Source organism: Roseateles sp. So40a (assembly GCF_048081605.1).
Lineage (GTDB): Bacteria > Pseudomonadota > Gammaproteobacteria > Burkholderiales > Burkholderiaceae_C > Roseateles.
In genome coordinates, this window is sequence record NZ_CP182288.1 from 1,393,180 (window position 1) to 1,407,075 (window position 13,896).

Genomic DNA, 13,896 nt, shown 5'->3' on the forward strand with positions numbered 1-13,896 from the left:
TTTCCCATGAAGGCTGGCAAGGTCATCCGCCGATGCGTCCGGGACATTGAGGCGGCGCGTGCGTTAAATCCGACGCGACTTGACATCGGGCAAGGGGAGCGCGAGCACATTCCGGCTGATACAAAGGTTGAACAAATCTGTAGGCCAGGGAGGCCACGTTCATGTTTGACTTCGACCCCATCAACAGCAAGGAAGCCGACGCTCAGCAGCGAAAGCTTATCGAGAGCCTTGTCTCGTTTAAGAACAGCTTCGTTTCCCTGAACACTGAGGCTGAGGCCCTCTACGAGGTTCGCGTAGGCGCTGCACTCGGCGTCATGACCAAGGTGGACGGACTCGTCAGTCGCTTCAGCAATCAGCCCCAAGAGTTCCCCAAGGCAATCAAGCAGTTCTGGGACGCAGATGCGCGTATTCGAGACTTGGCTGCGATGTTGCATGAGGCCGAATCGCTGACAGAGCAGATGAGGGTGGGACCGGAGTCCATCGCTCAGACCATTGGTATCGACGCAGCCGCAGCCTCTTCGATATTTATGTCGGCCCGGATGCTGACCTCGCTGGGCGGACCTACCATGAGAACGGTGCTCGGTATCCTCGGCGCATCCACATCGACGTACGGCATCGCCGGCGGTGCAAGCGCTGGTCTGATGAGCCTTCTTGGCGCTGGGGTCGGAGCTCGTGTCGTTGCTGCACCGACGATGGCCATGCCTCTAGTTGGCCAAATCATTGGAGCCGGCCTTCTTGTTCTGACAGGGAAGCAGCTGTGGGATGCCGCCAAGAAAAATGCGGAAATCGCTCGTCTGGCAGCCGAATCGCGGGCAAAGGTCCAGCTTGCTACCCAAGAGGTCCTGACGCAGGGAATCTACCTTGAAGGCATTCGGTCCTACACGGAACGACTCATCGGCGGCCTGCTTCAGGACCTCGAGGAATTTGAGGAACGCGGAGTTGTGGGCACGGACTTCACCGCGTTGTCGGAAGCCGCTCAAGAGCACTTGGCGTCAATCGTCAACAAGGTGATGAGCTTGTCTGAGATGCTGACCAAGACCGCAGCCGACGCGCTTGACGAAGCTCGAGCTGAGGCCGCCAAGCGGAGGGCCGTGGCATGAGCAAGAGCCGCATTGAACGGAGTGCCGTCGCCGACCAAGTGATTGGCGCGGCGGTGAACGGAGTCAACCTGCAGCGTCTGTCCGCTGAGCAAGCTGCACAGGCCCTGCAGGATGCCAGTTTTGATAGGGCGATGGAGCATGTGGGCTCCATGCGCGACTTCCTCGGCTCACCCGAAAAAATCATTGGGAACATCAAGACCAAGCACGGTGAAATTGCTGAGGCGTTGGAGGTCCATATCACCAACGCGAGAAGGTCACTTGACGGACAAGCTGCTACAGCGACCCTGGATGTCCCAGGCGGCCGCATTGGGATGGCTGACTACAGCATCGACGGCGTGGACTTCCAGTCGAAGTTCCACAACAACTTCAAAGATGGGCTGGCCGCCTTCAGCAGCCATGCTGAGAAGTATCCAGACTTCCTGGGTTCGGGCGGCAAGTACACCCTACCTAAGGACCAATTCGGGAAGCTAATTGCTATAGCCAACGGTGACCCTGTGCCAGGCGTGAAGCCCGGCAAGGCAGAAGAGATTCGCGCTTGGCTTGCCGACCTGGAAGCGAAGACAGGCAAGCCCTTTACCGAGACGGTCCAACCCGGAATTCCCACCTACGCCGATGTGCAACAGGGGGCAATTCATGACACGGTGGACCAACATGAACAGGAGCTGTGGGACAGAAACTACGAGCTCAAGGACGAAATCCACCTCGACCATCAAGCATCTTGGTCTGAAGGGCTCAAGGTCGCGGGGCAGGCCGCCGTCATCGCCGGCGGCATCACCTTCGCAACGCAGGTCTGGGCCTTCCATAAGGAAGGCCGCAACCTCTTCAAGGGCGAGCTGACCGCGGAGGATTGGAAGTCTCTAGGGCTGGAAGTGTCCACCAGCGCTAGTGTGGGCGCCGTGACCGCGGGTGGCATTTACCTGGCCACCAACTTCGCGGGGATGGCGGCTCCATTGGCCGCAGCGGTTGCCTCGGCTGCCAAGGGTGTGGGTTCGCTGGCGTGGGACTACCGCAAGGGCCGCATCACTCGCGATGAGTTCATCCGCACCGGTCTCTTCGTGTGTGCCGAGACCGCTGTGGTCGCGCTCGCGGGTGCTGCTGGGCAGAAGCTCATTCCGATTCCCGTGGTCGGGGCTCTTATCGGGTCGCTCGCGGGCAAGTACCTGGTCGGTCTGGCTAAGGACCTGGCTGACGAACTGGACCCGAAGATTCCCGAGTTGGAGGCTCTGCTTCAGGACGTCATTCGAAGCTACGACGTGGCGCGCGAGTTCCTGGAACTTCGGCAGCTTCGTGTCGAGGCGCTCATCGACGATGCGTTCAGGCCTGAACTGAATCGCACACTGTTAGAGGCTAGCGTCGCCTTGGCTGAGGAGTCAGGCGTCCACGAGACCCTCATCCTGCGTGGCAACGTGGAGGCTAAGGCGTTCTTCACCGGGAAGCACCCGCTGAACAAGCTGACGGCCGTTTCAGCTCCGCTGCAGGTGCAATTGGCGGCCGGATAGTCGCGCTCTCCGCCGCACGAGAGCAATCAAGAACAAGCGCCTGGGAGGGCAGTCATGAGAAAGTTGACGCTGGACCTGACCGCGAGGTCGCAGTTGGCGAAGGAATTCGCACGCCTCAAAAGAGACCACACGAAAGCCCTGCAGAGCAATGCTGCGCGGGTCATCCTTGGTTCGTCGGTCGTGAGGGTCTTCGCGAAGGGGAGCAAGGCAGACATGCTGAGCTTGCTTTCCACGATTTCGCTGGCGTCTCTTAGGTCTGTAGAGAGCGAAGCAGACTTCAAGCAGTGGTTCGTGGAGCACACCGCGACCTTGGAGCGCTGCCTAGCGGAGAAGAACGCCAACAACGAGCGTGTGCACCCTGGTCTCCGCTGGGGTCACTGCACGAAGGTCCTCGCGCTCTTCGCGCGCCAGATTGTGAACAGTCCCGGCTTGTTCGACCAAGCCGCGCTGTCAAAGATTGAGCCCTGGCTCTACGTGCCGGTCGACAGCATCGTGATGAACCGCCTCCGGCAGTGTGGGGTGCGCCCCTCGTTCTCGCGAATCAAGGAAATCTCGACGGCCGAAGAGTTCTTCGAAGTGCAGAACCTGCTCGGGGAGGTAGCGTCGGGAGCTGGGGTGCCGAGGATTTGGTTCGACGACAACTGGGGCCACCGAAATCGCGAAGGCGAGCTGATGGCGGCGTAGGGCTCCGCCTAGCCGCGCCGGGTTCGTCAGGCCACTGGAGGCTGCCTCTTACCGCGAACGCTTTTGACGAAGCGCAGCCAGTGTTCTTCGTCCTCCTGAACCGGATAGTCGCGCTCTTCGGAGCCCAGCCCCAGATGGTGCGGCTCGGCGAAGAGCGCGAGGTTCCATCCGCTGGGGTGAATGGTGCTGTCGTACGCGATGCCGTCGATGGGCCCGTCTTCAAACTTGAAGTCCCGCATGAACTCCGTGACGACCTGCGAGGGCAGGTAATCAAGGTGCGCACGGTCATCGCGCGCGACGGGCTTCATAATGTCTTCGCTGAAGCTGCGCAAGAAGCGCAGGGCTAGGCGGCCCTGACGAGAAGCTGTCGAAAAGATGCCCGGCACGTCCGGCAAGCGACGTAGGTCGAGAACTCGCAGGGGCCGCGCCGCCACCCATTGGCCAACGCGCGCTTCGAACGCACGAGCTTCAGTAAGCGCGGTAGCGAGCGTCGACGCGAGGTACAGCATAGGTACTCCAGCGGGGTTCATCCGGTTGGTCTGCGTCGCAAACTGACGAGGAGGCGGTCCGAAGTCTGCGGCTGTACCACGCTCGCCAACCGGGAGGTCGACGCGAGCTCGCCAGAAGCGTCTTCCCTCCGGCAACATCCTGATGAGGCCGCCGCTCTCGCAGGTCGTCGCGATGATTGAAAGCAAGGTTGCCGGTGTGAAGGTATCGGGGCCGTCGGTGCTCGTTGCCTGGAAGAAGAAGCGTCGACGGTGCTTTACCGTCTCACAGAAGTCTTCCCAGCTGGATTGCAGCGCCTGGTCATGGTTGAGCACTAGCCAATCGAACTCACACCAAGGCTCATCGGGGAGCTCGTCTAAGAGGGCCCAGCGCAGCTTGTCCGTGTGGTCGCGGGGAAGATTCAACCCCACGCTGTCAAAAAGTAGCTCGCCTGTGTCCCAGGTGGTGCCGATGTAGCCGCCCTCAGCACTTTCATACGGAAGCTGGTCGACCGCGAGCCCATAGTGCTGGAGCAAGCATTGCTCGATGTGGCGCGCTACGGCTTCAAGGCTCTTCGTGGGCGCGTCGAACCTCTTACAGAAATCGCAGCCTCGACGGTCTTCTCGTTCACGGATGAACTGCCGAAGGTCAGAGTCGTCAAAGCAGGAGGCGCAGACTCGCATGGAGAAAGTGAACCAGTTGGGATTCGACGGCGCACTTTAGTGCAGGAAATGAGTTGGTGGCTCGGTGCACGGGCGAGGGCGCAGACTTGAGGGTTACCTCCGGCGAGTACGCGATGAGGAGGTCGTCGGCGGTCTCGCATGAGTCGATGGCCGCGACGAACCGAGTCGGCCGTTTGCCAACTGCCGTCGAAGTCTGGCTTTCTAAACTCCGATACTTCGTCTGGCTGAGACCCTCCCTGCGTCCGCTGGCGGCACGTTCGCCCGAGGCGCGCTTGCGCTTGCTCTTGATTGCTTCGCCGCAGATTTTTGGAGGAGAAGGTCCCCAGGTGCCTTGCCCGGGGCGAGGGCCGCCTTGATTCAGTCCGGACGCTTGTCGAGGCGAAGCGGTACATGGGCTTATGGCGGACTACTGAAATGTGGGTAGTTTTGTCACCCGAGCGCAACTTGGTTGTCCCTGATGCCGGCCATCCGATTGGGTACGTCGAGAGTGCCGACGAGTGTCTGCAGCCGCAGTTCGCGCCGCACTTCTCATACATCTCTCTTCTCTATTTCTGGGATTTTCGGCACACGCTAAGGCAATCTTTTCCCTATTCACGAGGCGGACTTACGCCGGTCGACCCGTAGGCGGTGGGGGAGCGACAAGCTATGGTCTGGGGACCCGCTGTCTAAGCGTCAGGGAGCCGCGGTCTAAGGAACGGGGAGTGACTGTCTAGGCTCTGTCACCGAATTGGAGGCAAGAGGCTGCCCCAAGCGAGTTGAGAGTGCTTCAACTGCAATCTGCTCACTCAGACACCCGTCGATGCCAGTCAGCGGAATTCCGCAAGACCGAGCGAGGGCGTAGTACACCTGCTCGAGCTCGTCGGCGTTGAAAAGATGAATTCCAGGGAAGGTTGGATGCCAGTTCACAGAGCCGTTCCATTCGTGTTGCTTTGACGCGTTGTGTAGTCACGTAGCACCTGCCGCGATAGGCTTCCGGGCTCCAAACTGAACTTCAGAGAAAAGCTGGCGGACCTGCCGGCATCGAACCACCAGTCTTGAATGTCCCGCTCCTGAAGCAATCGGACGAGAGATTTCGGTGAAGCCCGCGGGAACCTCTCAGTAAGCGTTCCAGGAATTATGCAAGGGGAATCGAAGCCGAGCTGAGGCAACAACCAGTAGCCAATGTCGGGCTCGGCGCGCGAGTCGTTTTGGTTGGCATACGCGGGTGCAACCACCACCGTCGAGAAGCTAGAGACCGTCATGTTGCCTTGGACCGACAGCGTCTCTATCCCTTCGAGCTGCCGGGAGACGCTTCGGGCCAGGAAGCCTTGTCCTCGCGCTGTTGTGTGAAGGCGGATTCGTTGGTTGTGAAGGTCTATCTCACCGTTCGAGCTGAAGAAGAGCTGGCGTCGCATGTAGTCGACGCCGGGATGGCTAACATTTAGGCAGACAAAGCCGCCTTCGAGCCCAACTGTCACGACGCTGCAATCCGGCGCTCCGCTGAGTAGGACACAGATGTTCTCGGGGAGATGGCGTGCAAGCGAGGCATCCAGAGTAGAGATGAACTCAATGTCTCTGCCGTCAAAGGTAAACATCGGAATCAATAGTTGCTAGGGTTAAAGGTGACGCCGCGTGTGCATCGTTGAGCTAGTAGACAACTCCGGCGCATCTACACCTAGATTCGATGTTTATTCAGGGTGCTAATGATTGCCTCCCACCGGCCGCTTTTCTGCCATCGGTGGTATGCGATGGAGACGCTTGTGTGCGGAATTCCCTGCGCGTATGTGGTCTCAGTCCACGATGTACCCGCTGTGAGCTTGGCCAGGATGCCGTCTACGATGAGCCGCTGGTCGTGCACGTTGCCGGTCTTGCCGTCATGGCTTCCTCCACGCGAGAAGAGCGGGGCAATCTCTGACCATTCTGCGTCGGAAAGCGCAGACGTTCGGTTGCTGTGGAGCTTGATGGAATCGTCCTTGGTCCGTAGCGGTTTCAGTCCGCTGGCGACAACCTCTAAGGCTTCGTGGAACTTGATGACCCTCGCATGTCCGCTAGCGAACTCAAAGGGCTCCTCGCGCGGTTCTAGGGAAACGACAGCCAGTTGCGTGACATAGAAATTTCGAGCGTGCGCGACGCCGTGAACCACCATGTGCGACCAGGCATGGGGAAGCTGCATTGCTATGCGGCCATGCGTGGCGTGGGCGTAGATGCTGTTCCACATCTGGCGCGCCGACGGAAATGAGTACGCCCAGGAGAGCGGCTCCAGGATGGTCGCCTTGTTGCTCGTCGCAGCGCTATACCTATAGGACTGAACCACGGAAACGACGGTCTCCCCACTCGATAGCTCGGTGTCGCCTGTGTAGGTCACCATCGCGTCGATAGAGTGAGACTTGAAGGCCAAGTCGAACACCGGGTCATGCGGCCGTAGAAGCGCCCGCATGAGCACGAGAGCGGGGACGACCACGCGCATCCCGTTGTGAACGAATGCCCAAGTCTCGTGAGAGGGTTCCCCGTCCAAGTCCATCGAGAGAGCACAACAGTACTCCAACAGCGACGCTGGCTTCCAGTTCTTGAACTCGCTCTCCACGCGCATTCGGTCCGGCTTGTTGTTGGGGATGCCTTGAAACGTCAGATGGTCAGCGCCGATGCCTAGCCTGGCTCGACCGGTGCCGGTACCGTAGGCAACGAACTTGCCTTCAACCCGTTTGAGGCTCGTTACCAACTCCGCTCCGGCATTCGAGGAGCGCTTGTAGCGATTTCTCATGCGTCGTCTGTAGCTGGTGCACAGGTGGGCGACGGAGTCTCCCGCGACGTGGAGTGACGCTCACCGCGTAAGGAAGGGTTCGACACCTTGCTGGTGGCGGTGTCCGCACCTCCGGCCTTGCGTCGAGGGCGTCGCCCCAGCTTGCGTTCGGAGCTCTCGGATGACCTGAACCGCAAAAGTGCCGCGGTAGTCAGCGGGAACTTCGACCGGTCATGGCGATAGGTGGACCAGCGCCCCAACGAGGTCATCACTTCGGTGACTGTGGTTAGACGGCCAACACGCTCCGCCGCGGCGACGAGTTCTGAAACGCCCTCAGCCAACTGAACGTCGAGGGAGGCGTAATCGCGGGGAATCTTGCCGCTAGGTCGATATGAGAACGTCTTGGGTCCGTGGGTTGCGTGAGCAAAGAATGTGCGTAAGAGCACGTGCTTCAGTGGACTGAACGGGCCAACTGTGCCGGGACGCACCATAAGCGCCGGCCAAGAATGGCTCGGCCTGTCCACTTGGCAGCCCAGCCTACGGAGGAAGTCATTTCCGTACATCGCCTCAAGGTGCTTTGCAACCTGCGAACTAGCCACTTCTCCCCACTTGGCCGAGAAGCCGGTCGCATACGCGAAGAGCTGATACTGAGGCTGCCAGTCGTCATGCCAGTCCTGGCGCCGACGCACCAAGGACGCGCTGAGAACTGCTAATCCCTGCAGAACGCTGGCGGGGACCTCAGGCAGTTGGTTGGGGGCAGAGGACTGATACTGCGGAATGTCGCACTCATAGGAGCGCGCGGCCTGAACGAGGCTGATGTCGCTCTCGCATAGTGCCAGGCCATGCTTGTGGCACACGTAGACGCCCGGTAGCGTATGCGCACGGTGCCAGTAACTCTCGCCGAACCTCCTGATGTCCGACGCGACGCACTGCTGGCAGTAGCGAAGCGACTGGACGCCCTGCGTGGCCGCCTGAACCAACGCCGCAGAGCACCTCGCGTCGGCTCCATTGGTGCCCCAACGGGCGAGTGAGCGGTTGGCTTGCTCGTGCGCCGCGGCCACGGAGATGTGGGAAACGGCGTAAGGAAAGATGGTGTGGCCCCACAGGAGCCGCTCCGGTGAGATGCGCATCGCGTTCGCCAGACAGGAGATGTTGGCCGGCAAGAAGAACGAAAGGTTGGACATGCGCTTGCCGAAGATTTCCTTGAGGAAGCGCTTCTGAGGGAGAGCACAGCGGATGATGCCGCGCATAAGGACGCTGCCGGCAAGTTCGTCAGGGTAGGGCGTCGGCAGGCTCCTCGGCATGAATGGCCTTGACGGTGCCGGGAGGAACGTCTGCCAAGGCATCCGCCACCTCACTCGATGGGGATGAGCGACTCGATGTCGCGCACCATGCCGCGTTTGACGAGCGCGTCGAGAACGGACATCTTCTTCGAGCCCGTCGTTGCGGCCGCGCTCGCAGCTACTGCTGCGTCGACGAGCGCGTTGCGATAGTCCAGAGGGCGCTCGCTCAGGTCCAAGCCTTCAACTGCAGCGCTCAACTTATCAGCCTTCTTGGGGGACTTGGATGGTGCCTTGCGCAACGGCTCAGTGGCATTCTTGGCGAGCTGGGCCGCGGCTTCGTACATGTTCCTTGCTGTGCCTTGGTCCGCCACCACCTTGGCAGCTGCTTCGGCATCTGCCTCATTCATCCCCAGGAGACGAGCAGCGCCTTCCAGGCGCGCCAGAAAGTCGGGAGCTCCAGGACGAGCGGACGCAGCCGGGTTACGCTTCTTGCTCGACAGATAGCGGTTCACCATCCGCTGAACGTAGTCACTAAGGTCAAACGGTTCCACGTCCGGGAACTTCGAGAGCTTCTTCGGGTTGCCGGAGGCTAGGGCGCCGACGATTTCATGGACGAAGTGCATGTCCTTCCGGAAGACATCCAACAGCAATTCTTTGGATAACGTCTCGGTTCCGTCGAGCATGGCCCGAACCTGAGCAATGATGAAGAGCTTGAGCGCCAGGTCGATGACGCCTTGGGTGCAGTCGAAAATCGTGTTGTAGAGCTCCTCGGTCAGGGGTACGGACTTCCTGGTCCACTGATAGCGCCAGAGTTGGTCGATGAAATCGTGCCACTCGCCCGCGACGTTGACGAGTTTCCCGTCCACGTCCGCCCGGTTCCACTTTGGCAACGGTGACCAGTCCCCGAGGCCGGGTCCGATGGAGCGCCTAGCTTGGCGAAGGTCCTTGGTCAGAACCTTGGACGCTTGATTCGTGCCGACGTACAGCTGGGGAATCCGGCTAACGTTGCACAGGGACACCAGGTCGGTCATCATCACTTGGTCGTCACCACTGGACTTGGTGATGTTCTGAATCTCGTCCACAACGAGCAGGCCCAGGTAATGCTCGTTCATCAGTCGGCTCGCGATGTGGAGCAAGTTCAACCCGCTGAACCGACCCTTTGACACATACCGTTCGTAGTAGCCAGCATCTGGGATGAGTTGGTCGAGCTGGCTGATGATTTGGATTCCGAGGCTCTTGAAGCTTGCGCCTTCCCGCGGCATCTCGATGTGCAGATATGTGACTTGAAACAGGTGAGCATCGGGGTGGTAAATGACCTGGGGATAGCTTGCGAGCACCCGTCGAATGGTGGTCGACTTGCCCATCCCGGGGATGGCAAGGAGGGCCTCGGAGCTGGCTGTGGCAACGGTGTTATGGCTTTGTCGGAAGGGAATTCCTTCGCGCTGGAAGCGATAGATGTCTTGAAAGATGGCCGCATGATTACGAGAGTGCGGCTTGCGACCCACGAGACCCTCACGGATGCGAGCATCCAACGTCGTCGCCAAGTAGATGTGCGACGTCAGCGGAAACATGATGTTGAGCAAGCCCAGCGTTTCCTGGATGCGCTCGTAACCAATCCACTCGCGCTGGTCCTCCGAGAAGTCTGGGTAGAGCTCTAGTGCTTCAAAGATGCCCTGTTCGTCCAGCGGTGAGGGCAGGGCTTCGATAAGCTTGTTGTCTTGGTAGCGCTTGATGCGTTGCGGCCTGTAGCTCGCAACTTGGACGTGTGGAGGAAGGAGGTTCAGGTCAATCTCGACGGGCATGTCGCACTCCTCAAGGCGTGTTCTGGCGTCGGCGTATCGCAGCAACGCGCTCGCGCAAGGTCAGCGGTTGACTGTCGGAACCTGGCGGCGTGGCCTCTGCGGGTGATTCGTCATCTTCAGAATTGGATGTACGGGGCATGTCGTCGGGAAGACTTTCCTCAGACGTCTCCGAACTCACGAGTGAAGGAAGGGACGTTTCCGCGAGCCCCATCACTTGCTCTGACGCGTCGCTGCGGTCCGTAGGCTGTTGCTCAACCAGCGAGTTGACCGGGGCATCGTCCATGGCGGCATCGGCCGTGTTGCTACCGACTGGGGCGGCCTCATCGGGACGCGAGGTTCCGCTAAGGGGGAAAAGATTCGCCGGCACTTGTTCCCGTTCGTGGTCTGAAGATTCGACCATCTGCGCGGCCGCATGGCCGCCGTTCGCGCTGAACGCCTTCGCAGTCTCCATCCGTTCGTTGCGAAGCTCCTCGGTTCGAACTTCAGGGAGGTCTTTGCGACGACCGTTCTGCGACATTCCTTCCGCCTGTTTGCGCATCTCCTTAAGGGCATAAGCGTTTATGGGTGCGACATGCTGATTGAATTCAAACGTATCCTGACTCTTGAGCTGCTTGCTGGGAGCTGTGAGCTTGTCGACCTCGGCGAAGTAGCGCGCTACCTCAGCGAATGACATCCCTTGAAATTTCACGCTGTCCCCCACCAACTGCAGGGCCAGCCGTTCCCCGCTTGGCCCTGGCGCGTGAACGTAGACCTCATCAACCAAGCGGTAGTCGTAAGAGACTGTCAGATTCTTGCGTTTGACACGGCCCTCAACCAGCCAGCCGCGACGCCTGACTTCGTCTGAGCCGTAATACAGGCGGCTGAAGAGGAGCCCGTCTCCGGAAATTGACGTCTTGTCGCTTTGAGGTAGCAACTCCGAACGCACTTTGTCAAAGTCGATGATGTCGAGCAGGCCCATGCGCTTTTGGACTCCGTGGCGAAAGAGCTCACGGGGGCTCGGAGGGACCTTGTCTTCTACCTGCTGAAAGTTCAACGGGTAGTCGGTCTGCATCGTCCGGTTGTAGACAATGATGGCTTTGACAATAATTGACAGCAGTTCCTTGAGGATAAGCGACTGCTTGTCATTCTTCAGCGCCCGTCGTGCCCTGTTGTGGGCATCTGCCGCATAGCCATTAGTCGTAGGGGCAATTATTCGATGCAGCAATGCGAAACCACACTCGACCAAGGGCTTCATTTCAGGTCGAAGTCCAGGGACATTTGTCAGCATTGCCCGGATGGAGCGCGTGATTCTTCGCGCCTGTTTATGGACCAGCTCACCTTGGTCCGCAACGAATGACAGGGGGAGGATGCCATGGGCTGGCCAATCCAAGGGGTCGTATTCGATGCCAAGATATGCGCAGAGTCGCTCCTTGTTTTCACCGATGCTGAGGATTGCCAGCATCGCGGGGGTGTACGAGGGGTTTTCGAAGCCCAAGTACCAGCCCACAATCATTCGACTTTCACGGTCGATGATTAAGTAAAGCGTCGGCTTGCCGACTATCAGACTCCGGTTCTTGGTCGCTACCAGTTCGACGTCTACGATGGTTGCGTCGAACTCATACTGGTGGCCAACTCCGTGGGACTTTTGCTGAATTGAGCCTTCAGTTGAGCGGTGGTTTTGTTCGAACTCCTTGTCGCCCTTCCGCCTGCGAATCACGGTCTCCATGGGATAGTTTTCGTGCAAGAAGCGATACAGCTGATGGTAGCTCGGAGCTTCGGCTTCTGGCTTCAGGTATGAGCGCCCATTGCCGTCTACGTAGCTGTAGTACTTCTCTCTAAGGGCCTGACGGGTGTCGACCAGGTTCGCATCGGTGTTGAGCTTGAGGTAGACGGTCTCGATGACGTCCCGCATGTTCTCGTCATCGACCTGCGTGCGCTGGAAAGGGCGAACGTCTTCCTTTGTCCTTCTCCCGCGCAAGGCTGTGCCAGCGGCGTGGCCATGCGCACAGTTGGTGAAATGGCCACGCAGTGCATCCTGTGTTTGGCCGCCTTGCCAAAAGCTGCGGAGGTCCTTAAGAAGAGTTTTCGCCGTGCCGGTGACCAGCGGAGGAAACTCAATGTCAGGGGTCTTTGCTCGCGCTGTCAGTTGTCTACGCGCCTCCGCCTCATCCAACGCTTGAGCCTTCAAATCTTCAGAGCGCTGTTTGAGCAACTGATTTCGAATTGACGGCAGGAAGATGCCTGGTGCATTAATCAAGGGCTCGATGCGTGTCCAAGCTATGTCCGCATGCTGTGCTTCAGCAGCGGACAGCTTAAGACGAGAGGGCTTCTGGGCAACGTCTCCCTGCTCCAATGCGAATAGTCGAAATCTGGTGCGCAGCTCGGAGTAGTGGGCGTGATAGGGCAGGGCCAGTCTGGCGTGTTTGCCGACCAGAATCAACCAAGCCTCATCCCGGGCAAGGTCGAAGGTGAGTAAGCGGTGTACGCTGCCATCCTCATTGGAAACTAGCAGCTCATTCCGTTTGAACGGAACTTCAGTCATCAGGCTACGGCCGGTCCGTGTTTTCACGGTCCGAAGCGAGACGGAAAGTACTCATGTGAAGCCGTTCGGGTGATTCGCAGCTGAAGTCCATGTATAAGAAGCGCGAGAGAACGAGCATGCGTGCTACACGCAAGCCCGTACCCTTGTAAACCCCATTGCGCCGGTCGAAGTCTTCGCAGTAATCCGAAAGTGAGCCTTCGAATGTGAACGTGCTGAGCTCCTGCATCATGCGCGCCTTGTAGTCTTCGAAGTACCCCTCGTATTGCTCGACTGCGTTCTCCTCCAGTTGAGCGTTGCGCACCCATCCCAGGTTCTTCACCTTTTGCAGCGGGAGCAGTTCTTTCACGACAATGTGAAGTTCGATGCCGAGTCGCGCCAGACTCTCCCTAGAGACTTCCAACAATTCAAGAACTCGTGGTTGTTCGAGGTCATGCGCAACCTTGACTTCGTATGCCTCCAGCCGGGTCGTCTGGCCCACGTGTCGGTCGACCATGAAGTCGACGGTCATCACGTAGGGGACATGAGTTCCGTCGTAGAACTGGTGCTTGATACCAAGTGAGTGCGCCACCTCCATGGTGAGTTCCCGGTCTAGCGGAAACTGCTCGCGCACGTCATGTACGGCCGCGGAACGCTCCAGAATGTAGAAGAGCGAGAGCTCCCCATCCGAGAGCAATTGGTGCGTCCGACCGAACTTGTGGCTTGGTAGCTCGTGCGTCGTTCCGTCGTAATAGCCCTCGGTTGCAAACAACCACGGCGTGTAGGAGGCCAATCGACCCTTGCCACGGCCGTTCCGTTGAAGTTCAACAATGCGTTCTTCAGTGAAGAGCTGGATGCCTCGAGACATTCTTCCCTCCTTGGCGAGTAGATGGCGTCCGAAAATTGGTTCAACCACAGCGCAGCAACGGGCGTCTTCTTTGGGTGACCCTGTACTATCGTTTGTTGCCGGCTTTGGTGCAGATATTTATACAATAACCACTCGTTACAGTAAGTAATGTGAAATTGGCTAACTGTATTGTTTGTGCGATGTCCGGTTTTATTGAGTTTGACCTGACATCTTGGTCAGCTTAATTTATTCTCTAGTGTCTCAATTGACAGTTGGGGCAAGGATGGGAATCGAAA

General features: G+C 58.8%; 10 protein-coding genes. 3 read left to right on the forward strand and 7 right to left on the reverse strand.

What is annotated here, in order from left to right; genetic code table 11:
* Positions 1-161: 161 nt before the first annotated feature.
* Genes ACNI65_RS06520 through ACNI65_RS06530 form a run of 3 tightly spaced genes read left to right on the forward strand, consistent with a single transcriptional unit; the run spans position 162 to position 3,283 of the window.
* Complete coding sequence (locus tag ACNI65_RS06520) at positions 162-1,100, forward strand: hypothetical protein (protein WP_416761907.1); 939 nt, start codon at positions 162-164, stop codon at positions 1,098-1,100.
* Entirely contained in the window at positions 1,097-2,599 is a 1,503-nt protein-coding gene (locus ACNI65_RS06525) for a hypothetical protein (protein WP_416761909.1), read from the forward strand. The genes ACNI65_RS06520 and ACNI65_RS06525 overlap by 4 nt, the downstream gene beginning before the upstream one ends.
* A gap of 54 nt (positions 2,600-2,653) precedes the next feature.
* On the forward strand, positions 2,654-3,283 hold the full coding sequence (locus ACNI65_RS06530) for a hypothetical protein (RefSeq protein ID WP_416761910.1): 630 nt from the start codon (positions 2,654-2,656) through the stop codon (positions 3,281-3,283).
* Between the two features lie 26 nt (positions 3,284-3,309).
* Here the strand turns inward: ACNI65_RS06530 and ACNI65_RS06535 are convergent, their stop codons facing one another.
* The 7 genes from ACNI65_RS06535 to ACNI65_RS06565 all read right to left on the reverse strand — a co-directional run bounded on the left by ACNI65_RS06535 (position 3,310) and on the right by ACNI65_RS06565 (position 13,621).
* Positions 3,310-4,452 carry a HEPN-associated N-terminal domain-containing protein gene (locus ACNI65_RS06535; RefSeq protein ID WP_416761911.1) on the reverse strand — a complete coding sequence of 381 codons (1,143 nt, stop codon included), beginning with the start codon at positions 4,450-4,452 and terminating at the stop codon, positions 3,310-3,312.
* A gap of 902 nt (positions 4,453-5,354) precedes the next feature.
* Positions 5,355-6,026: a hypothetical protein gene (locus tag ACNI65_RS06540; RefSeq protein WP_416761912.1), complete on the reverse strand. Its 672-nt coding sequence runs from the start codon at positions 6,024-6,026 to the stop codon at positions 5,355-5,357.
* An 80-nt stretch (positions 6,027-6,106) separates the two neighbouring features.
* Positions 6,107-7,192, reverse strand: a complete 1,086-nt coding sequence (locus ACNI65_RS06545) for a transposase (RefSeq protein ID WP_416761913.1) — start codon at positions 7,190-7,192, stop codon at positions 6,107-6,109.
* Positions 7,189-8,475 carry a TnsD family Tn7-like transposition protein gene (locus tag ACNI65_RS06550; RefSeq protein ID WP_416761914.1) on the reverse strand — a complete coding sequence of 429 codons (1,287 nt, stop codon included), beginning with the start codon at positions 8,473-8,475 and terminating at the stop codon, positions 7,189-7,191. The genes ACNI65_RS06545 and ACNI65_RS06550 overlap by 4 nt, the downstream gene beginning before the upstream one ends.
* 50 nt (positions 8,476-8,525) lie before the next feature.
* On the reverse strand, positions 8,526-10,256 hold the full coding sequence (locus tag ACNI65_RS06555; protein ID WP_416761915.1) for an ATP-binding protein: 1,731 nt from the start codon (positions 10,254-10,256) through the stop codon (positions 8,526-8,528).
* Between the two features lie 10 nt (positions 10,257-10,266).
* Complete coding sequence (locus ACNI65_RS06560; RefSeq protein ID WP_416761917.1) at positions 10,267-12,777, reverse strand: hypothetical protein; 2,511 nt, start codon at positions 12,775-12,777, stop codon at positions 10,267-10,269.
* A 4-nt stretch (positions 12,778-12,781) separates the two neighbouring features.
* A complete protein-coding gene (locus ACNI65_RS06565; RefSeq protein ID WP_416761919.1) occupies positions 12,782-13,621 on the reverse strand; it encodes a TnsA endonuclease N-terminal domain-containing protein in 840 nt (279 codons plus the stop codon).
* Between the last annotated feature and the right edge of the window lie 275 nt (positions 13,622-13,896).

What these genes read in the sequence shown, in the direction of transcription:
- ACNI65_RS06525 (WP_416761909.1), top strand. Translation starts at nt 1,097, where the DNA reads ATGAGCAAGAGCCGCATTGAACGGAGTGCCGTCGCCGACCAAGTGATT.
- ACNI65_RS06565 (WP_416761919.1), bottom strand. Translation starts at nt 13,621, where the DNA reads ATGTCTCGAGGCATCCAGCTCTTCACTGAAGAACGCATTGTTGAACTT.
- ACNI65_RS06520 (WP_416761907.1), top strand. Translation starts at nt 162, where the DNA reads ATGTTTGACTTCGACCCCATCAACAGCAAGGAAGCCGACGCTCAGCAG.
- ACNI65_RS06535 (WP_416761911.1), bottom strand. Translation starts at nt 4,452, where the DNA reads ATGCGAGTCTGCGCCTCCTGCTTTGACGACTCTGACCTTCGGCAGTTC.
- ACNI65_RS06550 (WP_416761914.1), bottom strand. Translation starts at nt 8,475, where the DNA reads ATGCCGAGGAGCCTGCCGACGCCCTACCCTGACGAACTTGCCGGCAGC.
- ACNI65_RS06530 (WP_416761910.1), top strand. Translation starts at nt 2,654, where the DNA reads ATGAGAAAGTTGACGCTGGACCTGACCGCGAGGTCGCAGTTGGCGAAG.
- ACNI65_RS06560 (WP_416761917.1), bottom strand. Translation starts at nt 12,777, where the DNA reads ATGACTGAAGTTCCGTTCAAACGGAATGAGCTGCTAGTTTCCAATGAG.
- ACNI65_RS06545 (WP_416761913.1), bottom strand. Translation starts at nt 7,192, where the DNA reads ATGAGAAATCGCTACAAGCGCTCCTCGAATGCCGGAGCGGAGTTGGTA.
- ACNI65_RS06540 (WP_416761912.1), bottom strand. Translation starts at nt 6,026, where the DNA reads ATGTTTACCTTTGACGGCAGAGACATTGAGTTCATCTCTACTCTGGAT.
- ACNI65_RS06555 (WP_416761915.1), bottom strand. Translation starts at nt 10,256, where the DNA reads ATGCCCGTCGAGATTGACCTGAACCTCCTTCCTCCACACGTCCAAGTT.